Source organism: Chryseobacterium wanjuense (assembly GCF_900111495.1).
In the GTDB taxonomy this organism is placed as follows: Bacteria; Bacteroidota; Bacteroidia; order Flavobacteriales; family Weeksellaceae; genus Chryseobacterium; species Chryseobacterium wanjuense.
The window spans coordinates 430,834-451,541 of record NZ_FOIU01000003.1; the positions used below are offsets into that span (position 1 = coordinate 430,834).

17 protein-coding genes are annotated in these 20,708 nt (G+C 35.6%); 10 read left to right on the top strand and 7 right to left on the bottom strand.

The window, feature by feature from the left end; genetic code table 11:
- The first annotated feature begins 215 nt into the window (after positions 1–215).
- The 6 genes from BMX24_RS18400 (at position 216) to BMX24_RS18425 (ending at position 3,498) form a co-directional block, all read left to right on the top strand.
- Positions 216–455 (top strand): hypothetical protein, encoded by a 240-nt coding sequence (locus BMX24_RS18400; protein WP_089795399.1) that lies wholly within the window; start codon positions 216–218, stop codon positions 453–455.
- 86 nt (positions 456–541) lie between these two features.
- Positions 542–835, top strand: coding sequence for a hypothetical protein (locus BMX24_RS18405; RefSeq protein ID WP_089795401.1), 294 nt, complete (start codon positions 542–544; stop codon positions 833–835).
- A gap of 64 nt (positions 836–899) precedes the next feature.
- On the top strand, positions 900–1,193 hold the full coding sequence (locus BMX24_RS18410) for a hypothetical protein (RefSeq protein WP_089795403.1): 294 nt from the start codon (positions 900–902) through the stop codon (positions 1,191–1,193).
- A gap of 58 nt (positions 1,194–1,251) precedes the next feature.
- On the top strand, positions 1,252–1,767 hold the full coding sequence (locus BMX24_RS18415; RefSeq protein WP_089795405.1) for a hypothetical protein: 516 nt from the start codon (positions 1,252–1,254) through the stop codon (positions 1,765–1,767).
- Positions 1,764–2,687 (top strand): hypothetical protein, encoded by a 924-nt coding sequence (locus BMX24_RS18420; RefSeq protein WP_089795407.1) that lies wholly within the window; start codon positions 1,764–1,766, stop codon positions 2,685–2,687. Before BMX24_RS18415 ends, BMX24_RS18420 begins: the two co-directional genes overlap by 4 nt.
- Positions 2,674–3,498 (top strand): GLPGLI family protein, encoded by an 825-nt coding sequence (locus BMX24_RS18425; RefSeq protein ID WP_228404925.1) that lies wholly within the window; start codon positions 2,674–2,676, stop codon positions 3,496–3,498. Before BMX24_RS18420 ends, BMX24_RS18425 begins: the two co-directional genes overlap by 14 nt.
- 176 nt (positions 3,499–3,674) lie before the next feature.
- Here the strand turns inward: BMX24_RS18425 and BMX24_RS18430 are convergent, their stop codons facing one another.
- The 4 genes from BMX24_RS18430 to BMX24_RS18445 form a co-directional block, all read right to left on the bottom strand.
- Complete coding sequence (locus tag BMX24_RS18430) at positions 3,675–5,117, bottom strand: TolC family protein (RefSeq protein WP_170835749.1); 1,443 nt, start codon at positions 5,115–5,117, stop codon at positions 3,675–3,677.
- A complete protein-coding gene (locus BMX24_RS18435) occupies positions 5,104–8,298 on the bottom strand; it encodes an efflux RND transporter permease subunit (RefSeq protein WP_089795413.1) in 3,195 nt (1,064 codons plus the stop codon). Before BMX24_RS18435 ends, BMX24_RS18430 begins: the two co-directional genes overlap by 14 nt.
- Before the next feature lie 23 nt (positions 8,299–8,321).
- Complete coding sequence (locus BMX24_RS18440; RefSeq protein WP_089795415.1) at positions 8,322–9,404, bottom strand: efflux RND transporter periplasmic adaptor subunit; 1,083 nt, start codon at positions 9,402–9,404, stop codon at positions 8,322–8,324.
- Between the two features lie 150 nt (positions 9,405–9,554).
- Positions 9,555–9,941, bottom strand: coding sequence for a hypothetical protein (locus BMX24_RS18445; RefSeq protein WP_089795416.1), 387 nt, complete (start codon positions 9,939–9,941; stop codon positions 9,555–9,557).
- Between the two features lie 651 nt (positions 9,942–10,592).
- On the opposite strand from BMX24_RS18445, the gene BMX24_RS18455 reads away from it, so the two are divergent.
- From BMX24_RS18455 to BMX24_RS18470, 4 genes are all read left to right on the top strand, one after another.
- Complete coding sequence (locus BMX24_RS18455) at positions 10,593–11,594, top strand: hypothetical protein (protein ID WP_089795421.1); 1,002 nt, start codon at positions 10,593–10,595, stop codon at positions 11,592–11,594.
- Positions 11,595–12,086: 492 nt separating this feature from the next.
- Positions 12,087–12,476 (top strand): hypothetical protein, encoded by a 390-nt coding sequence (locus BMX24_RS18460; protein WP_089795423.1) that lies wholly within the window; start codon positions 12,087–12,089, stop codon positions 12,474–12,476.
- Between the two features lie 43 nt (positions 12,477–12,519).
- Positions 12,520–12,966, top strand: coding sequence for an META domain-containing protein (locus BMX24_RS18465; protein WP_089795424.1), 447 nt, complete (start codon positions 12,520–12,522; stop codon positions 12,964–12,966).
- Positions 12,967–13,659: 693 nt separating this feature from the next.
- Entirely contained in the window at positions 13,660–15,096 is a 1,437-nt protein-coding gene (locus BMX24_RS18470) for a hypothetical protein (protein WP_139176902.1), read from the top strand.
- Positions 15,097–15,389: 293 nt separating this feature from the next.
- Here BMX24_RS18470 and BMX24_RS18475 read toward each other — a convergent pair whose 3' ends face one another.
- The 3 genes from BMX24_RS18475 to BMX24_RS18485 form a co-directional block, all read right to left on the bottom strand.
- Entirely contained in the window at positions 15,390–17,639 is a 2,250-nt protein-coding gene (locus BMX24_RS18475) for a hypothetical protein (RefSeq protein ID WP_089795428.1), read from the bottom strand.
- Between the two features lie 601 nt (positions 17,640–18,240).
- Positions 18,241–18,498 (bottom strand): SemiSWEET transporter, encoded by a 258-nt coding sequence (locus BMX24_RS18480; protein ID WP_089795430.1) that lies wholly within the window; start codon positions 18,496–18,498, stop codon positions 18,241–18,243.
- A 61-nt stretch (positions 18,499–18,559) separates the two neighbouring features.
- Positions 18,560–20,278: a helix-turn-helix transcriptional regulator gene (locus BMX24_RS18485; RefSeq protein ID WP_089795432.1), complete on the bottom strand. Its 1,719-nt coding sequence runs from the start codon at positions 20,276–20,278 to the stop codon at positions 18,560–18,562.
- Positions 20,279–20,708: the final 430 nt, after the last annotated feature.

Below are 20,708 nucleotides of genomic sequence, written 5' to 3' on the forward strand. Positions count from 1 at the left end.
TGAATTATATTAAACTTTAAAAGAAATTGCATAAATTAATTTAAACAACTATAAATCAACAACTTAAATACGTCCTAATTTATGAATTAAGACGTCACAATTTCCGAATAAGGACAACGCTTATTTTTTTTTTCCATTTTTAGCCTATAAATTCGACTTTAGAATTCTTAAAAAAACTAACCGGCCGGGATAACCTTTAACTAAGATTAAAAATTATGAAAAAGATTATCTCAATAAAAATCATTTCATTATTAATTATAGCTATTCTCTCACCTACATTAAAATCATGCAGAGAATACGACGAAGAAATTTATCCTGAAAAAACTAATGCTTCTATTCTGAAAATGAAGAATGCAGGAGACCAACAAAAATTAGAAGAAGATACTGCCAGAAACTCACCAGGAGATCCTCCTATAAAAAGCGGGACCCACTGGAAACCAAACAAGATTTATTGACTCACCGATTGTAGTGCACATACAAATAAGTGATTTATAAATACACCGTGTTAAAAAAAAACAATTAACAACAAAAATTAATTATCATGAAAAAAACAATCTTTCTAGCAGCAGGCGTTGTTGCTCTATCTCTGATGTCTTTTGCAAGTTCTAACAACTTAGGCATTATCCAATTCGACGGAGATGTAATCTCAATGAAGGACACTGATAAAGTAACTCCTGAAGAACTAAGCTTTTTAAGCGTAAACGTTCTTGGATGGACTTATTGCGACAAGCAATCTGAAACGAACCAATGCAATACGAGAAATAGAAACTTCCCGTATAGTGCTAGTCTTGAAGTTCAAAAAAGAATGAATCTTCTTATTGCAAAATATCAATAAATGATAGAATGCCCCTTTACCTTTTCTGGGGCATCTTTTTATTAACAAACAAAAATTAATTATCATGAAAAAAACAATCTTTTTAGCAGCAGGCGTTGTCGCTCTTTCTTTGATGTCTTTTGCAAGTTCCAATAACTTGGGAATCATCGAATTCGACGGTACGGTGATCACATTGACTGATACTGACAAAGTAACTCCGGAAGAACTAAGCTTTATGAGCGCAAACGTAGTTGGATGGACTTATTGCAACACAAGATCAGAAACCAACCAATGCTATACAAGAAATAGAACTTTCCCGTATACAGCTAGCCTTGAGGTTCAAAAAAGAATGAATCTTATTATTGCAAAATATCAATAAGTGATTTTAGGATGCCCCTCTCCTTGGGGTATCTTTTAACTAAAAAAAAGAAAGCTTTATGAAAAATACGTTTTTCGAATATGCAATTCTCGGCCTGATTATCCTTAAAGTAATCGTTACAGGAATTCTGACTACAACGGAGTCTTTCTGCAGCTTTTACAAATATGAAAATCCTTTTGAAAACAAGGAAAATCAGTATGATAAAACTTTTGCAGCCTACACGGGATTTGATACGGGATATGGTTTTTTCGCGCCCAATGTAGCCAGCAATTTCATCATCATTTCTGAAGAATTGAAAACCGGAAACACCTATTTATCAACAGATTTATTGAGTACTAATGAAGGGAAGCTGAGATTCTGCAATCTTAATGATGTTTATATGAAAAATATAACCCCTGAAAATAAAAACGATACCGACCTGAAAATAAATCATATTCTGCTAAAGCAGGTAAATAAAGCATTTGAAGCCAAATACGGTAAGCAGTTTCAATCTACAGCATATCTATATGATCATAATTTTTTAAGTGATCCTGCGAAAAAATCCAAACTTATAAAAATAGACAACGTACAATGAAAAAATCTTTATCTTCATACTTCAATAAGACATTTACTCCGAGCTTTATTGTTTTCCTGAGAATAAGTGTAGGATTTGTATTGCTTGTTCATTTTATTTCCATCTGGAAAGATTTTGAACTTTTATACAGCAATCAGAGCATTATTCCTGTTGAAATTCATGGGGCAGTTTACGAGTATAATATTATTCCGTATAGTCAGATAGAGAATTTTTTATCCGCTTATTTTCAAAACCCAAATCTCACATTTAAATATATATACATTACGTTGTGTATCTTTATCATAACAGGTTTTTTCAGCAGAATTTCTGCCATCATTTTACTGGTACTGCAAGTATCGCTGGTAAAAAGCGCAACACTTTTCATGTATGGTGTAGACTTTTTTGCAAGTATGTCTCTGTTTTACATTATTCTTTTTCCTACCAACCGTTATTTTTCTCTTCAGAAAAGATTTTTTCCAAAAACCATTACTAATTTTCCGATACAATCTTTGAATATCTGTAAAAGAATTTTACAACTTCATCTGTGTGTCGCTTACTTTTTCTCAGGGCTTGATAAAGTAATAGGTTTCAACTGGTGGAGCGGAGAAGCTATGTGGAAATCACTAAACCTGCCAAATTTTACGCGGTTTATCAATCTCCCTTCTATTTTTGATGAAAAATACAGTTTGCTATATCTCATCGGCGGTTGGGTAATCATCTGTATTGAAATATTTTATCCTATATTTATCAATATAAATAAAACAAGAAAACTTTGGCTTACACTCACCATACTTATGCATATCGGTATTATTGTAAGCTTCAATTTATTCTTCTTTTCATCCATCATGATTATTTGGAATTTAACATCTTATTACTTTAATTATTATGAAAAAGATAAAATTTTCACAGAGAGTTCTTCTGCTGCTAATGTTTACAATTAGTAATATATTTTTTGCTCAATCTTCTTACAAAGCTTTCTATGAAATGAAATGGAGAAATAAAAAAGACACTGTAAAAAATCATGAATTATGCACCCTTATCATCAACGAAAAAGGCAGCTCTTATTTTCAGTCTTATGAAAATTTCAGGAGAGACTCTGCCCATACAAAAACCGTTAATGAATATTTTGCCAATAAAGCGGGAGGCCTGAGACTGCGAGACGATACCAGCAATGCAAAATTTCGGTCACTTATTATTAAAAATGTATCACAAAACAGCATGGTTGTAGAAGAACGCTTCTTTACGAGTATTTTTTCTACACATTATAATACCACCAAACAAAATTGGAAGCTCATCAACAAAACTGATAAAATCCTGGGACATGCTGTAAGCATGGCTACAACAGATTTCGGAGGAAGAAAATGGATCGCGTGGTACACCACAGAAATCCCGATTAACGACGGGCCTTATAAATTTTACGGGCTACCCGGACTTATTCTAAAAATATCCGATGCCGGAAACGAATACAGTTTTGAAATAAAAGGCATCATAAAAGAAAAGAACGATCTGGAACAAAGAAACTTCACCTATGATGCACCGGTAAATATCACACCGAAACAATGGGATGCTTTCTGGAAGAAATATACAAAACAGCCTTCCGTGATTTTTGAAAACCTGAATACAGATCAGACAACTTATGTTATCAACGGACAGGATGTGAATTCCAAAGAAGTAAAAGATGCTTACAACCGTAAGGAATTAGAATTTTTAAAAATCTTTGAAAACCCAATAGAGCTTGCTCCAACTTATTAAATTTAAACTAATACCATTCACAATAGATAATTTAGTTGCTATCATTTCCTGCAAGTAAATTGCAAAGGTTCAGTAAAATGAACCTTTTTATGAATTAATTCTCAGTTATTATAATCGAAAAGAGACTGACCCTTTTGGGCAGCCTCTTTTCTTTTTAAAACATTAAGGATTTATATTTACTTCCAGCCTCCTCCAAGGCTTTTATAAATATCCACAACTGTACTCAGCTGTTTTTGTTTCGCCTCAACCAGTTCCATTTTTGCATCCAGCGCATCTCTCTGGTTCAGAAGAACTTCAAGATAATCTGCCCTGGAGTTTCGGAATAGCTGATTCGCAATATCTATCGACTGTTCTAGAGCTTTTGTTTCTTCAGATTTCAGCTTGTAATACTGATCTATGTTTTTCACTTTAGACATCAGATTCGCCACATCCAAATAGGCATTCAGAATCGTTTTATCATATTCATACAAAGCCTGGATCTGTCTTGCATCCGCAGTCTGGAAATTCGCTTTAATTGCACTTTTGTTAATCAGCGGACCTGCCAATTCACCCACCAGACTGGAAGCAATAGACTCCGGCATTTTTACCAGATAAGAAGGCTTGAATGCTTCTAATCCTAACGTTGCAGAGATTTCCAATGAAGGATAAAACTCCTTTCTTGCAGCTTCTACGTCTAATTTTGATGATTTTAATTCCAATTCAGCCTGCTTGATATCAGGGCGATTCGCCAACAATTGTGATGGGATTCCCGTATACACCGTCTGAGGAATCGTTGTCATAAAATCTTCTTTCGTTCTTATGATTGTCTGTGGATAGCGACCACAAAGTGCATTGATTTCATTTTCTTTTTCGGTAATTTCCTGACGGATGGTATATTCTGTAGCTTTAGACTTTGCTAATTCTGCTTCAAACTTTTTCACTGCCAATTCAGTAGCCGCCGCTGCTTCTTTCTGAATTTTCGAAATTTCCAAAGCCTTCTGCTGAAGCTTAATATATTGTTGAATAATATCCAACTGGTTATCCAAAGCCAGCAATTCGTAATAATTATCCGCAACTTCCTCGATTAAGTTGGAAAGAACGAAATTCTTCCCTTCCACCGTTGAAAGATAATGGGCCACTGCAGATTCTTTTTCTGTTCTTAATTTTTTCCAGATGTCGACTTCCCAGTTGGCCATCAAGCCGCCTTCAAAATTCCCAAGGATATCTGGAACTTCTTTTCCAGGTTCGATTTCCGTGCTTGCATCACCCGCTCCTTCACTGGTGTAACGTCCGGCTTTTTTCACTCCGGCTCCGATTCCTGCGGAAACAGTGGGAGTTAATCTTCCTTTTTTCGCTAAAACTCCACTTTTTGCAATTTCAATTTCCTGCAAAGTGATCATCAGTTCCTGATTGTTTTTTAACGCTGTTTCAATTAAAGCAACCAGATTCGGATCTGTGAAAAATTGTCTCCACGGAGTCGTTCCGGTGTCGTTGTTGGCATCTCCCTGCTCTTCCTGGTTAAAGTTTTGAGGAATATTCTCTTTTACCTCATCTTTTACCACGGTCGCCATCGGCGCCTTACAACTTGCTAAAACAAGCGATAAGGCAATGGCTGCTATATATTTATTATAAATCTTCATGTTTGTCATCGTGTTGATACGGTTCTGTTTGTTCTGTTAAAGGATTTTCTTCTTCATATTTCGCCAGTTTCGATTTTTCAGCGATCGTTCCGAAGATGTAATACAATCCTGGGATGATCATCAATCCGAAAATAGTTCCGATCAACATCCCTCCTGCTGCGGCTGTCCCGATCGTCCGGTTACCTACCGCACCCGGCCCGGTAGCCATTACCAATGGAATCAAACCTGCAATGAATGCAAAAGATGTCATCAAAATCGGACGGAAACGGATCGCTGCTCCTTCAATTGCCGCCTGAGCTACCGGAATTCCTTCTTCTGCCTTTTTCTGAACGGCAAATTCCACGATCAATACGGCATTTTTACCCAAAAGACCAATCAACATGACCATTGCTACCTGAGCATAAATGTTGTTTTCTAATCCTAATAATTTTAAACATAAAAAAGCTCCGAAAATACCCGTCGGCAACGATAAAATTACCGGCAGCGGAAGAATGAAACTTTCATACTGTGCAGAAAGAATTAAATAAACGAATCCTAAACATACAAGGAAAATGAAAATCGCCTCATTTCCACGGCTTACCTCATCTTTGGAAATACCTGCCCAGTCGATCCCGAAACCTCTCGGAAGTGTTTTATCTGCCACTTCTTTAATCGCTGCAATCGCCTGTCCCGAACTGTAACCCGGCGCAGGAGTACCACTCACCTCGGAAGAATTATACATATTATGTCTCGTGATCTCCGACAAACCATAAACCTTCTCCAAATGCATGAAATCTGAATACGGAACCATCTGATCTTTATCGTTTTTAACATATAATTTCAATAAATCCGTCGGCAACGCACGATATTGCGGACCAGCCTGAACAATTACTTTATAAGGTCTATCGAAGCGGATGAAACTCGTCTCGTAGTTGGAACCGATTAACGTAGATAAATTATCCATTGCATTTTCGATCGTTACGCCTTTTTGCTCGGCAAGATCGTTGTCTACTCTCAACATATACTGAGGGAAACTCGCAGAATAGAAGGTAAATGCAGAACCCAGCTCAGGACGTTTTTTCAATTCCTTTACAAAGTCGTTACTTACTTTTTCCATTTTCTGGTAATCTCCACTTCCCGCTTTATCCAATAAACGAAGCTCGAAACCACCGGCTGCACCGTACCCCGGAATCGAAGGCGGCTGGAAGAATTCTATATTCGCACCCGGAATATTTTTAGCCTTTTCTTCTAGCTTTTCGATAATTTCTGCGGCAGATTCTTTACGGTCTTCCCAGCTTTTAAGGTTAATCAAACAAGTACCGGAATTGGAACCTGTACCTTCCGTCAGGATTTCGTAACCAGCCAGTGAAGAAACAGATTGTACCCCATCGATATCCTCAGATTCTCTCAATAATTCTTTTGCAATCTGATTCGTTCTTTCCAGTGTTGAACCCGGTGGTGTCTGGATAATTGCATAAATCATCCCCTGATCTTCCGCCGGAATAAACCCTGATGGAAGTGAATTGCTCAGGAAGAAAGTACAAGCACAGAACGCCAATAATAATGGTAAAGTAACTGTTTTCTTTGTAACCGTTTTATTCAACATTTTTTCATACTTCCCTGCTCCTTTGGTGAATAAATTATTGAATTTATCCAGGAAAATAGTGATCGGCGTTCTTCTTTTTGCTTTGCCGTGGTTATTTTTTAGAATTAAAGCACATAAAGCCGGAGTCAATGTCAAGGCTACTACCCCGGAAAGGATAATCGCCGAAGCCATCGTAATCGAGAACTGACGATAGAAAACCCCAACCGGACCCGACATGAATGCAATCGGGATGAATACAGATGCCATTACCAAAGTGATCGCGATAATCGCCCCACTGATCTCGTGCATCGCCTCTTCAGTCGCCTTTAACGGGGATAAATGTTTCTCTTCCATCTTGGCGTGAACAGCTTCAATAACCACAATCGCGTCATCGACCACAACCCCGATCGCCATTACGAGGGCAAAGAGCGAGATCATGTTTAAGGTAATTCCAAAGGCGGACATGACGGCAAAAGTACCGATCAATGAAACCGGAACCGCAATCGCCGGAATCAATGTTGAACGCCAGTCTCCCAAGAAAAGGAATACCACGATCGCCACCAAAATAAACGCTTCAAACAAAGTGTGGATAACCTTTTCAATCGACGCATCCAGGAATCTTGACACGTCATAACTGATGTCGTAGTGCATACCTTTCGGGAAGGTTGTTTTCTGCAGTTCTTCCATCAAAGATTTTACGTTTTTGATAACGTCACTTGCGTTGGAACCGTAGGACTGCTTTACCGTGATCGCTGCAGAAGGTTTACCATTCAATGTAGAATAAATATCGTACATCGAAGAACCGAATTCTATATCTGCAACATCTTTTAGTCTGATAAATTCTCCGTCTGGCTTGGCTTTAAGGATAATATTTCCGTAATCTTTTTCATTATTAAAACGACCCGGATATTTTAAAATATATTCAAATGACTGAGATCTTTTTCCGGAGCTTTCCCCCGTTTTACCCGGAGATGCTTCCAAACTCTGCTGGTTTAATGCTTCCATTACTTCATCTGCGGAAATACTGTAAGCTGTTAACCTGTCGGGCTTCAGCCAAATACGCATCGCATATTCTCTGGTTCCCAAAATATCTGCGAAACCAACTCCGCTTACCCTTTTCAATTCGGACATCACGTTGATATCTGCATAGTTGAAAAGGAATTTCTGGTCGGCTTTCGGATCATCACTATACAAGTTAATGTACATCAACATGTTAGGCTCTTCACGAGTGATTTTCACCCCTTCACGCACTACCAATGGCGGAAGTTTATTGACCACCGAAGAAACACGGTTTTGTACGTTTACGGCTGCTACGTTCGGGTCGGTTCCCAAATCGAAAACCACCTGAATAGAAGCTTCCCCGTCGTTTCCGGCATCGGAAGTCATATATTTCATTCCCGGTACACCATTTAGACCTCTTTCCAACGGAATAACCACGGATTTGATCAACAATTCGTTGTTGGCTCCCGGATATTCTGCGGTGATGTTTACTTTTGGCGGTGAAATAGACGGGAACTGTGTAACCGGTAATTTAACCAGGGACAAAATTCCCATAAATACGATAATCAATGAGATTACAATAGACAGAACAGGTCTGCGAATGAATTTCTTAAACATAATACTGCTTCATTTATAGAGTCCTACTCTGCTTTTAATTTCAATGATTGAAGAACTTTTTTCGGATCCTGGAATTTCGTCTGAACCTTCTGATCGTCTTTCACTTTCTGAACACCTTCCAGTAAGATTTTATCTCCAGTTGCCAACCCGGAACCTACCACATATACATCTGGAAGCTCATAAGCTACTTTAATATTTTTAGACTTTACCACTCCATTTTTATCAACCACGAAAACATATTTCTGATCCTGAATTTCGTAGGTTGTTTTTTGAGGAATGATTAAAGCATTTTTCAGCGGTAAAGTCATTCTTACTTTTCCTGTTTCTCCGTTTCTTAATAATTTATTCGGATTTGGAAATTTTGCTCTGAACGCGATATTACCTGTTTCATTGTCAAATTCCCCTTCAATGGTCTGAACTTCCCCTTTCTGAGGGAAAATATCTCCGTTTGCCATCACCAAAGAAACCTGATTGCTTCCTCTCGATGCTGCATTCATCTGATAATTCAGATATTCCGGTTCGGAAACGTTGAAATACGTGTAGATATCATCATTATCCGACAAAGATGTCAGCAAATCTCCTTCATCGATCAAACTACCCAATTTCAAAGGAAGTCTGTTGATAATCCCTGAAAACGGAGCTTTAATGTCTGTGAATGACAAGTGGATCTGAGCCAGCTTTGCTTCTGCATTGGCTGCATCTAATTTTGCCTTTGCCATTGCTCTTTCGTTTTTAGAAACAATGTTGTTGTTGGCTAATGTCGTTGCATTTTTCAGCTCGATGGTGGCCTGTGCTACCTCGGCTTGTGCCTTTAGTAATTCTGCCTGATACAATTTTGGCATGATCCGGAACAATGTCTGACCCTGGTGAACATACTGACCTTCGTCCACAAAGATTTTTTCTAAAAAACCTTTTTCCTGTGCACGAACTTCAATGTTCTTTACAGACTGGATCTGAGCTACATATTCTTTATCAATCACCGTATCCATTACTACTGGAGAGGTAACCGGATAAACCGCAGCTTCTTCTTTTTCTTCTTTTTTCTTGTTACAACCTGTGAACAACAAAAGACTTCCTAGCGCAATACTTGCGACAACTCTTTTCATCATAATACTAGAGTTTATATAAATCGTTAATGTTTTAAATGAAATAAAAATGGTAATGGAGAATAGTTGCAGTGTGAAGATTACCGGCAAACACAATGCATGAGCTTTCCCACCGGATCAGCCGACAGAAAATAATCGAAAAATGAAATTTTAAATTCTGATAGAACGAATCAGAATGAATCTTTTTACAGAGGAAAATTCGGATAGATAGCCGTGAATGGTCGGCTTTAATTTTTTGAAGCTTTTTAACCCAAAAATATAGACCAAAGTAAAAATACTTGCAAAAACAACAATGGTCTGCAAGGTATCTGACAATTGAAAGTCGTCCTCGGTAAGTTCCAGCGAATATGCATTTCCTGCATCATCGGGCGCCTGCTGAATAGAGAGTTTTTCGTAAGTCTGATTTAAGCGGTTTGCTCTTTTGGGTAAATTTTGAGAAGTATGGGTGGTACTTTGGAGAGTTTTGACATTGATCTTGCTTTCCACTACGAATAGCAGAAACAGGCCAGTCAAAAAGTATACTATATAATTTCTCATTTTGCAGTTGCAAATGTAACTCTAAGTTTGAATACATTTCCAAACAATTTCATGATAAATTGCATATATTAACAATATTTAACGATCCTTTAAATAAGCTGAAAGCGCTTTATTAGGGATTTTTCAATAATTAAAGGTTAAAATTTTATCGCACAATCCATCTCTTTCATTGAAAATTCAATTAAAAAATTAGTTGACTTTAAAATGGACAACCTGATTACTCATGTATTAAAATAATTTTCTCCCAAAATATTTCCCTGAACCTTTTTTAACATTGCAATTCTGAAGATTTATTTCGTTAAATGCTTGTTAATAAAAATTTTACATTATTTATTTATAAAATTTCATATCTTTATATAAATAAGTAACTATATGGTGAATAATTTCACTTTACATTTCAATTATTCAGAAAAAAATATAATTATTGATTTTCCTAAAATCCGGAAAGTTCCAGAACACCGTGTATTACAAAACTTAAAATCAGGATTAAAATATATTAATAAACTGATTTTCCCTTTCAAAAAACCAGATTCATCTATTCATTTACAAAATACTTATTGTCTTCCCGGAACTTTAAAAATACGGGCTCCAGACAAGACTTATGCTTAAAAAACAAATCAAATCAAAATAACTTTGAAAATACTATTAATTATGAAAAAAACCACATTACTAGGGTTCGCATTCTGCTCGATCCTTACCTTTTCACAAGTGGGTGTTCACACCCAAAATCCACAAAACACCTTTCATATAGACGGTGCCAAAGACAATCCTGCTACCGGTGCTCCTTCACCCACGCAGCAGGCCAACGATTTCATTGTTACGAACACCGGAAGTACCGGTATCGGAACAACTACGCCAGACGCATCTTCCATTTTAGACATTACTTCACCCAATAAGGGAATTTTAGGGCCAAGAATTAGTTTAACTTCGGCAACCATGCAGCTCAGTGCAAACCCGAACGCAACAGGCTTACTTATTTACAATACAGGTCCGGTATTGGCTTCAGGCTATTATTTCTGGAACGGTACAGAGTGGAGAGTCTTCAACACCTCTTCCGGAAACAATAATAATGGCGGAAATACCAATATTGCCAATGTAGATCAGATCGCAGTGATGGGCCCGCTCACCGCTACCACAGACAACGGAAGAGCCGGATATGCCCTTTCTATTACAACTCCCGACGGAAGATTCTCCGTAAGAACGTTTATCCCGACAGGAACTGCATTTTCACAAGTAAACCTGCAGATCAGAAATAATACGACTTCTGTTGTGGAGATTATTTCAAACGGTCATTACCTTTGGAGTGGTGCGGGAGGTTATATGCAAAACCAATTGCGATTGCCTATCGGAGCATGGGCGGGTGATAATGCCACTTCCAGCGCATCTCTTGTTGATGCTACAACAGGGGCAAGAATCCAGACGGCGTCTACCAATCCTTATTGGGGTGACCCTGAAACTTATGCCGGAGGAATGCCGGAGCAACGTCTTTATTCGTGGACGACCAATGATGGAAATGATAAAACATTCTATAAACTCTATTATATGATGGGATCTTCATCTCCTGCGAGCGTCGGCAATGCTACCACCTGTCCTTCAGGAACTTGCAATGCCACAAAAGCATTCTTCACGATAGACCAGATTAAGGCGCCTTAAGATTCTAAAAACACATTATTATATAAAGGGAGCAGTATTGCTCCTTTTTTTGATTAAATTTTATTTCTTAAAATAGCTTAATAACAGAATAATTTATTGCAAAAATCACAAATTGCATTATAATTTTAAACGATTTAGGGTGTGATATTTTAATAAGAGAAGATTTGATTTAATTTTGTCAAAAAATTTATTTAAAAAAACAATTGATGAGAAACAAATTTTACTTTAAGAGTTCAATCTTGAAATGAACAACTATTAAACCTGTGCTTTTTCAGAATATTTTGAAAAACATCCTCTATTTCTTTTACGATCAAAAAACAACTATTAATCACCTTTTATTAATTTTTAAAGAACAGCCTTTTCATATTTTATCAAATTATGCAAATTTTTATTTAATTTATACAAAATTAACATAATTAAATTAAAAATATTTGTAAATTTATAGGATATTAATATTGAAATTCATGACACACTTTAAAATCACTTATCATTATGAAAAAATTATTCCACTTCACTATCATTGGCCTAATGGCCGTTACTGCAACAGCATGTAAACATCAGGGAAAAGATGAAATTGCCCTGCAGAATGTTGCAAAGCAAAGTACCGACAAAATCACAAAAGACGTCTATAGAGACGAATTCGGAGATCAGCTGGAAGTCGCTGTGAACGAGACACAAAATACAGTAGTGGTGCGTCTGGACGGAAAATCTTATGAACTGAAAAAAAGTGAAGAACTACCAGAATATACCGCTGCAGATGCAGATTATCAATATTCCGACATCAGAGGAGAGGTGACTTTCCTGAAAAAAGATTATAATATGGTACTCTTCCATCATAAAAAACAAAAACAGACATCAAACACCAAAATGGCTTCTTATTGAATCCAAACGAATGACTTCAGATACAACATCTAAATAAAATATTATGAAAAATTTACTGACCTATTTGAGCTCGTTGTTCCTGGTTGCTTTTTTAGCATCATGCATGAGTAAGCCCAGCCAGCCTGCTCCAAATACAAGCGATATCACAGGGAAGACCTGGAAATTGACCGAACTGAACGGACAGCCGATAAAACTTAAAAATCCGAGTGCAAACCCATACTTCAAGCTGAATATGGCAGATATGAGATACGAAGGACATGGCGGCTGCAACGGCGTTGGCGGGACTTTTGAAATCAAACCCGATGCGATGCGCATCAAGTTCAACCAAGGGATGTCTACCATGATCGCATGTGACGACCTGGATACAGAAAGAGCTTTTGTAGATGCATTGCTGGCTTCAGACAACTATTCCGTGAACGGAAATACGCTGACATTGAACAAAGCAAGAATGGCTCCTCTGGCCAAGTTTGTATTAGATAAAGCAAAATAACCCGGATAAGAAACACATCACCATACATCCAACAGCGCTTTTACTTTTGTGAGAGCGCTCTTTTTTTGTTTTTAAGGTTAATTTTTGCCATAAAAAAAGCCGAAGATCTCTATATCTCCGGCAAAAACAACATATATGAAACAACACTCTATTTTAGTTTTAGATGGCAGAGACGGAGGAATAATCGGGTTGTCGCTGCCGTGAAAAATCAAATTGAAAATCGCGTATATTGAAAATTTAAATTATGAGAGTTAGGAAACATTACTTCTTGTCGATTTTCATTGAGATTTTGCACTATCAATTTTTTTTCATCCTTAATTCTTGAATTTTTAATTATTCCTCCATGCTAATCATTTGTCTTTTTTAAATTTTTTTCTGGTGTTTTTAGAATCGTATCCTCAAAACTTGCATTTTGTTTCGATTAATTTTCTACTGCAAATCTATAACCTCCTGAGAATAAAACCATTACTGCAATTACACACTTCAAATTTAATTTACTGAAAATCAATAATATACAATTTACCATGCAGTTTTAATGCAGTGCAAAAAAATTTACTAAATTTTATTTTTTATGGAAAAAACAATGAAAGATGTGATTGATTTAATTATTACTATTTTTTTTGATTTAATGTAAATTTTTGTGATGTAATTTTTTAAATTTGTTATATAACCACTTTCACTATGTTCCCAAATATGCTAAAAAAGATTGTCTTATCAGTTGTAATACTTTTGAGCCTGCAGTACAAATCCCAACTCTATTCTGTAGATGAGTTGGACAGCATCAATAATTTGTATTGGGACAGAGGGGAAGTCGCTGCTTTTGTGAAGTTTAACCTCGAAATGCAGAAAAAATATAAGGATGCCAATAACATCGATGGTGTTGTGAATACTTCTATCGGGCTTGGCGGAGCATTCACCCACCTCAACAGACAGAAAGAAGCACTGGAATATCTCGACAAAGCAAAGGAAAATATAGGAAATGTCACCAATCCTTTACTGATTTCAAGGCTTTATAATCAATATGGGGAACTTTATACTTTATCAGATTTATACAAAGAATCGAATAAAAGTTTAGACAAAGCGATAGAATACGCTAAAAAAATTAATGATAAAAAGAAAAAAGACAAACGTCTATCCATAGCAAATTTGTGGAAATGGTACAATTTCAACCAAATGGGCATGATAGATTCTGCATACGCCATACAACGCAGGAGCCTTCAAAATTTTCCGGATAACCCTTTAGTCTATGAAAAAATTGCCAGCGAATACATCAGTACAAAAAAACATCTTGATTCTGCTGAATATTATCTGAACAAAGCACTTCCACTGGTTTCCGGCACTACCGCTTTTTACAATAAAGGACTTGTGAATGCAACATTTGGAGATCTTTTTGTGGCTAAAGGTGAAGGAGATAAAGCGCTTCCTTATTATTTTCAGTCGCTTGATATTTTCAAAAAAACGAAAAACAAATTTGTAGAAAAAGAAATCTATAACAGGATTTCCAAAGCTTATCAGACAAAAAACCTCAACGATTCTACCAAAGCTGAATATTATTACAAAAAATATTCTTACCTGAACGACAGTATTTCAATGAATGAAAAAAAGGTACTGGGAGCCATTGTAGAAAAACTTGTTCAGGAAAAAGAAGATGAACAGGAACATAAAACCATTCTGTATACCGTGATTTCGGCCATCGTTGTATTGTCATTGATTTTATTGTTTTTCATTCGTAAGGCTTACCTTAAAAATCAACAGAAAAAAGACAGAATCATCCGTGAAAAAGCTTTAAAAATAGAAGAAAAAGAACAGGAAGCCGATGAACTGAAAAGAAAAGTAAATGATTCTTTCGAAGAAGTGATGCAGCTTGTAAAAACCAATGATCCTTTCTTTTTGACGCGTTTCAAGGAAGTTTATCCTGAATTTTATCAAAAACTTATCAATCATCAGCCGAATCTTACAGAGCATGACATTAAATTTTGTGCCTATATCCGTCTTAATCTGAACAGTAAAGAAATTGCACAGTACGACAATATCGCCATCCGCTCCGTAGAATCTAAAAAGTATAGGCTGAAAAAAAAGCTCGAACTTTCAACGGAAACCGATCTTACAAAGTGGATTCTGGAGCTGTAAATTAATTTTATTTTAAACCAAAAGAAGCCAAAGATGACCTCTTCAGCTTCATTCTTCATGGTAAAACTAATTTACGCTGAAGTATTATAAAATTAACATTCTAAAAAAAAAAGAAGCAGAAACGATTGAAAACAACTGATGTTCCTGCTTCTTACTATAAATAAACTTGCTTCTTTTCTGATTGTAAAAAATTACACTCTTTTATTAATGCGCATTTCTTTTCAATTGTGTTTTTAAAAAAAAAGCAGGAACTATTGGGAACATGGTCCCTGCTTTAAGGTTAATATAATTGATTATTGAATTGCCGTTGCATAGATGGAACTTTCTGACCAAGATCCTCCGTATGATCTGATAAAAGTAGCCGCATTAGGACCTCCACCTGTTACAGTATTACCTACGATATATCTGTACGTTTTGGCTGCAGAAGTATTATTATTAATAAAGATCGTACCCTGGAATACATCAAACTGTTGTGGATTTCCGGAAGTTGCAGGACCCTGTACTCTGAAGCTCATCAGGGTAGGACCTCCATTAACATTAGCAGATGGAGTTGCAGTAGCTCCAATCGTCATTGTTCCTTCTGCGAAAGAACTTCTTACAAACAGAGCATCATCAGTATCTAAATTTCCAGATGTCTGAGCCAACTGAGTGATCGTAACTGCCCATCTTCCCGGAGGTAATGTGATATAACGACCTGTGTATCTCATTGCACTGTTTGTAGTAAATGGAATATCAATTCCAGCACCTGATTCTATTCCTCCAACTATTGTTTCTACTGCCGGTTTTCTCCATTCTGCGGTACCATTGGTATCTGTTGCAGTAAGTACTGATCCTACAGATACAGATCCTGCCGTAGCATTTTCGAATCTTCTTGTACCGATCGTATGAAAATTGGTTTGAGGGTTTGTTGTACCGATACCTACTCTACCATTCTGATTTAAAGTCATCAACGGATTTTCTGTAGCAGAAGCTCCCGCATAGATCTGTAAAACATTTGCCGACGCTCCGAATCCGTAAAAGTCATCTCCTGCTGCACTGTTCCAAACAGCTAATTTTCTTCCGTTACCAGATCCTAAATCTAATAAGCTATTTGGTGTAGAAGTTCCTATACCAACCAAACCGGCTGCAGTAATATGCATTCTTTTGGTATTATTGGTCATAAAACTTAAAGGATGTGCTGTAGAAGTACCTACCGAACCTTCTGCCGTTTCTAATAACGTTTTTAATTTAACCGTTCCATTAGAATGTTGGAATCCGGATCCGTTTGTTACGATTTCCATTTTGGTTTCAGGAGTCGTTGTACCGATACCCACTCTGTCGGTAGAAGCATTTACAGAGAATGTATTTCCATCTACAGAAAATGCATTGGCAGCAGTACTTGTAAAGGCTAATGTATTGGCACCCTGTGTTACGATACGGTTTCCTGTAAGAGTTCCGTTGTTTGTATAAATGCTTGTATCTGTCGTTGCAGGAAGATCCTTCCATGTTGCTACACCATTGGCATCTGATGTTAATACTTTATTATTTCCTTGTGTACCGTCTGTAATTTTTACTGACCCTGCTATATCTAATTTAGTTGTAGGATTTGTGGTACCGATACCTACATTTCCATTATCTCTTGTTGCCAGTAGAATATTTCCTGTACCTTTTCCATTAAGATTCAAATTAACATTACTCAGCGTTCCTATAGACTGGATTCCGCCCCATCCAATTCCGACACCTTGTGTAAGATTTTTGGGTAAAAAAGAAGCAATACCTTGATATTGATTAGTATCGACTCCATCTACAACTGTTAATTTTTGTGAAGGTTCGGTATTTCCAATTCCAACATTACCCGCTCTTGTAAGTACCATCAATGGAGCTCCGTCAGGAGTTGAAGCAGTATGAATTTGTAAAGTATTGTCGCTTATCCCAAAACCATAGAAAGATGTTCCTGTAGCATTATTATAAATGGCAAGCTTTTTTCCTTCTACAGCAGTCACATCTTTAGGTGCGTCTGAACCCAAATCCAGTCTGTTTTTAGGAGTGCTGGTTCCAAGACCCACTCTGTTATTTACGGCATCTACGGAAAATGTAGTTCCGTCTACCGAAAAATGGTTTGTCCCGGTTGTTGCTGTATTTGTAAAAGCCAAACTGTTTGCAGCTTGTGAAACAGTACGGTTTCCTGTAAGAGTTCCGTTTGAATTATAGATGTTATTATCCTGATCTATCTGTGTAGGAATATCCTGTAATAATTTCACCCACATCGATCCATCATAATAATAGTATCCTACAGCATTAATATTGGCTGCAATACCTGTTGCCGTACCTGTACTAATATTATTTACATAAATCATTGTAGAAGTAGTGATCCCGGTCATAGACTGTGCTCTTTGTCTGTCTACATTGGGAATAAGTAGCCCTTCGGGAGTTCTCGTTGTACCTGTAGGGTTTTTTGAAGTAATATCAAAAGTTGCTCTAGGCGTTGCTGTATTTACACCTATCTGTGCTTGTGCTAAGCCTGCCACTGAAAGGGCTAGAGCCAAAGTAATCTTGTTTTTCATTTTTTTTAGTGTTTAAATTTTTTATTCATCTTCATGTTATCAGATCAGAATCTGAATATTGTGTTCTTTGGAAGAGTGAATAGTGTTTATTGTATTTTTGTGTGTTTGTTTTAATGTTAGCAGTTATAATCTGGAACTGTTATTGTGCTTTTAGAATCGTTATTTTTTGCATGGGATCAAAACGGGTTGCTTCGGGGTGATCGCTACAAATAAAAATTGTACAATTCTTTTCATTACCTTTTCCATAATTTTAAGTTTTAGTGTTTTATGTTTTGTTTATTTATTTTCTAAAAATTGTGATCCGCAATTACAGATAATTCACAAAACTTACCACTACTATCCCACTACATTTCAACTACTTTTATGAATATCACTGCGGTTGTGATTCTTGGTTGCAAATGTAGAACCAATACCCTGAAAATATTGTACTGCATTTATACTCTTAGAATATAAATAATTGAAAATCAATAAACTATAAAAAACACCTCAGTAGAGATGAAGTAGAAAAAAGAATGAGGAAATTGATGAAAATAGTAGAGTTATTCTCCTAAAAACAGAAGAATATCATAATAAAAAAATAACGTAAGGAATTTTTACCGTTTCAGGATTTTTTAAAAATAAAAAAACAGACAAGAAGAATTATATTTACGAGAACGGCAAAAGAATTAGAAATAATTATAGGAAGCTCGTCTTTCAAAAAGCCATACCAAACCCATAGAGACAAGCCTGTAATAAGTACAGAAAGCATTACCCATGATAGATTTTCGGCGTCTTTTTCTTTGATTACTTTTATCAACTGCGGAATCATTGATATGGAAGTAAGTACTCCCGCTGCGATGCCTAAAATATTTTCGTCCATATGCTTAATTCTTCACATATGAAGATAATGAATTTTCATAAGAATCATGAAGTAATAGTTTTTATTTAAATGTATTTAAAAAACTGCTTAATTCTTCATCTTTCCCAAGACCTATTTTAGATTTTATTTTCGCTTTGTATACCCGTACACTTCCGGGGGTGATATTTTCCAATAGGGAAATTTCTTTGGATGACAGGCTCAGGCGGAAATAGACACAAAGTTTAAGATCATGCTTTGACAAAAACGGGTATGCTTCCGAGAGCTTCTGCATAAATGCCGTATTTTCCTCCGAACTTTCACTGATGAAATCATTGTTTTTTTCGTCGATCTGAAGAAGATTATTTATTTTGAAGAAAAGATCTTTTACTGTTTCTTCGGCATCAATATTTTTCGATCTTTTAATTTTTTTCAGATTTTCAAGAAAAGCTTTTTCGGTTTCTATTTTCAGGTTGAGGTTCATGTGCAGGTTTTTTATTTTGCCTTTTTGCAGCTGTATGTCCTTTTCCAGGTTTTCTTTACTGCTTTCCAGTAAAAAATTCAGTTGTTCCAGTCTTTCTTTTTCTTTTCTATTCCGTTCTCTGATTTTTAAAATGACATTGACGAAAATAATGATGGTGATCAACACAAAACAAATCAAAAACATATTCTTCCTCTGCTGGTCTTTTATAGCAAAATCATATTTTTGGTTGATATTTTTTATAATATATCCATTCAGGACATCAGAGAGATTGTCCAGCTCTTTACTTATTTCAGCATTATTTTTTTCATTTAATTCGTCGAGTTTATTGGAATAGAACGTGGCATTTTTTAGGTCGTTTTTTTTTGCAAAATATTTCCGCAGCTCGGAACAGGCTACAATTTTATTTCTGGTATTGGTAAGATTCGGAAAAATTTCAATAAGAAGACGGATAAGCTTTTCTTCTTTTTCAGGATGATTCGTTACGGCATATAACTCAAACAATTTTTCTGAATTACGAACAATAATTTGCTGATATTCTTTTGTTTTTATCATGAAATTGATCTGGTCGTTAAAGTATTTTTCCGCCATTGCATAATCCTTCTTTTCCATAAAAAACACTCCTAAATTTCCTTTCATAATATTTATAAAAAACAGCTTGTTCTGACTTATTTTTGTGCCGTTACCTTCGAGTATTTTTATCCCATATCTTGTCATTTTAATAGCCATATCTACATTCCCCATTTTATTTTCATATATAGCAAAATTGCTATATGCAGTAGAAATATGTATAGGATTATCATTTTTCTTAAAATCGGCCAATGCTTTATCGTAATAAAGTTTTGCCAAAGAATAATTTTTATGATTATAATACCATTTTGCTTTTGCATGATATAAACGAGGAAGGAAAAAGTGGTTACCTTTCTTTTCATCCATTTTTATGGCTTCATTCAAAAATTGTAACGAAAGTTTCGGGGAAGTTTCTTCAATTTTAACAGCGAGAAAAAAATTACAAGCTATCGTAATATAGTCGTTTTCATCATTATTAATCCTTAGAAGCTCATAGGCTAGTGATATTCTTTTGGGATCACTGTTATTATATAATGAAGTTTCTACATATTTACTACATAGCAAATATTTAAGCTCGTGAGTTTGTTGATATTTTTTAAGCTCCCGTTTATAAATAGCTAAAATTTTACTATAATTATTACCCGTATCTACAATTTCTTTATCAATATCACGAAAATACTCATTATCATTCTCCGAATGACAAGAATTCATTAAAAATAATACTGCGAAAAGGATAATTAACGTACGAAACATAGCCTAATTTAGAAAAAAAATGATCTAAAAAAACAGATCAATCATAACATTATATAAATTAACAAACTCGCTCAAAATCATAAATAATAAACTGACAATCAGATTAAAAAAATAAACACACATCTTATAATCACCGTATTTTTATAACCTGAAATTTTACTGATCTTAAGAAAAAATTAAAAAAATAAGTCCACTTTTCGCTTTAGATAGTTGGCAATTACTTTTAAGCATTTGATTAACCCAATATTTTTTTAAGCACTTTTATTTTGATTTTTTTAATCAGATTGAAGTTGATATTGTTTTAAAAAAAATAATTCATCAATTCTTGAATTATTCTAATACATAACCTCACTTATACAAGAATTAACATTTATAAATTTTAAAATAATTGAAAATCAAATAATTAAAAAAATAAAAATTAACATTTAAG

What these genes read in the sequence shown, in the direction of transcription:
- BMX24_RS18400 (WP_089795399.1), top strand. Translation starts at nt 216, where the DNA reads ATGAAAAAGATTATCTCAATAAAAATCATTTCATTATTAATTATAGCT.
- BMX24_RS18405 (WP_089795401.1), top strand. Translation starts at nt 542, where the DNA reads ATGAAAAAAACAATCTTTCTAGCAGCAGGCGTTGTTGCTCTATCTCTG.
- BMX24_RS18410 (WP_089795403.1), top strand. Translation starts at nt 900, where the DNA reads ATGAAAAAAACAATCTTTTTAGCAGCAGGCGTTGTCGCTCTTTCTTTG.
- BMX24_RS18415 (WP_089795405.1), top strand. Translation starts at nt 1,252, where the DNA reads ATGAAAAATACGTTTTTCGAATATGCAATTCTCGGCCTGATTATCCTT.
- BMX24_RS18420 (WP_089795407.1), top strand. Translation starts at nt 1,764, where the DNA reads ATGAAAAAATCTTTATCTTCATACTTCAATAAGACATTTACTCCGAGC.
- BMX24_RS18425 (WP_228404925.1), top strand. Translation starts at nt 2,674, where the DNA reads ATGTTTACAATTAGTAATATATTTTTTGCTCAATCTTCTTACAAAGCT.
- BMX24_RS18430 (WP_170835749.1), bottom strand. Translation starts at nt 5,117, where the DNA reads ATGAAGATTTATAATAAATATATAGCAGCCATTGCCTTATCGCTTGTT.
- BMX24_RS18435 (WP_089795413.1), bottom strand. Translation starts at nt 8,298, where the DNA reads ATGTTTAAGAAATTCATTCGCAGACCTGTTCTGTCTATTGTAATCTCA.
- BMX24_RS18440 (WP_089795415.1), bottom strand. Translation starts at nt 9,404, where the DNA reads ATGAAAAGAGTTGTCGCAAGTATTGCGCTAGGAAGTCTTTTGTTGTTC.
- BMX24_RS18445 (WP_089795416.1), bottom strand. Translation starts at nt 9,941, where the DNA reads ATGAGAAATTATATAGTATACTTTTTGACTGGCCTGTTTCTGCTATTC.
- BMX24_RS18455 (WP_089795421.1), top strand. Translation starts at nt 10,593, where the DNA reads ATGAAAAAAACCACATTACTAGGGTTCGCATTCTGCTCGATCCTTACC.
- BMX24_RS18460 (WP_089795423.1), top strand. Translation starts at nt 12,087, where the DNA reads ATGAAAAAATTATTCCACTTCACTATCATTGGCCTAATGGCCGTTACT.
- BMX24_RS18465 (WP_089795424.1), top strand. Translation starts at nt 12,520, where the DNA reads ATGAAAAATTTACTGACCTATTTGAGCTCGTTGTTCCTGGTTGCTTTT.
- BMX24_RS18470 (WP_139176902.1), top strand. Translation starts at nt 13,660, where the DNA reads ATGCTAAAAAAGATTGTCTTATCAGTTGTAATACTTTTGAGCCTGCAG.
- BMX24_RS18475 (WP_089795428.1), bottom strand. Translation starts at nt 17,639, where the DNA reads ATGAAAAACAAGATTACTTTGGCTCTAGCCCTTTCAGTGGCAGGCTTA.
- BMX24_RS18480 (WP_089795430.1), bottom strand. Translation starts at nt 18,498, where the DNA reads ATGGACGAAAATATTTTAGGCATCGCAGCGGGAGTACTTACTTCCATA.
- BMX24_RS18485 (WP_089795432.1), bottom strand. Translation starts at nt 20,278, where the DNA reads ATGTTTCGTACGTTAATTATCCTTTTCGCAGTATTATTTTTAATGAAT.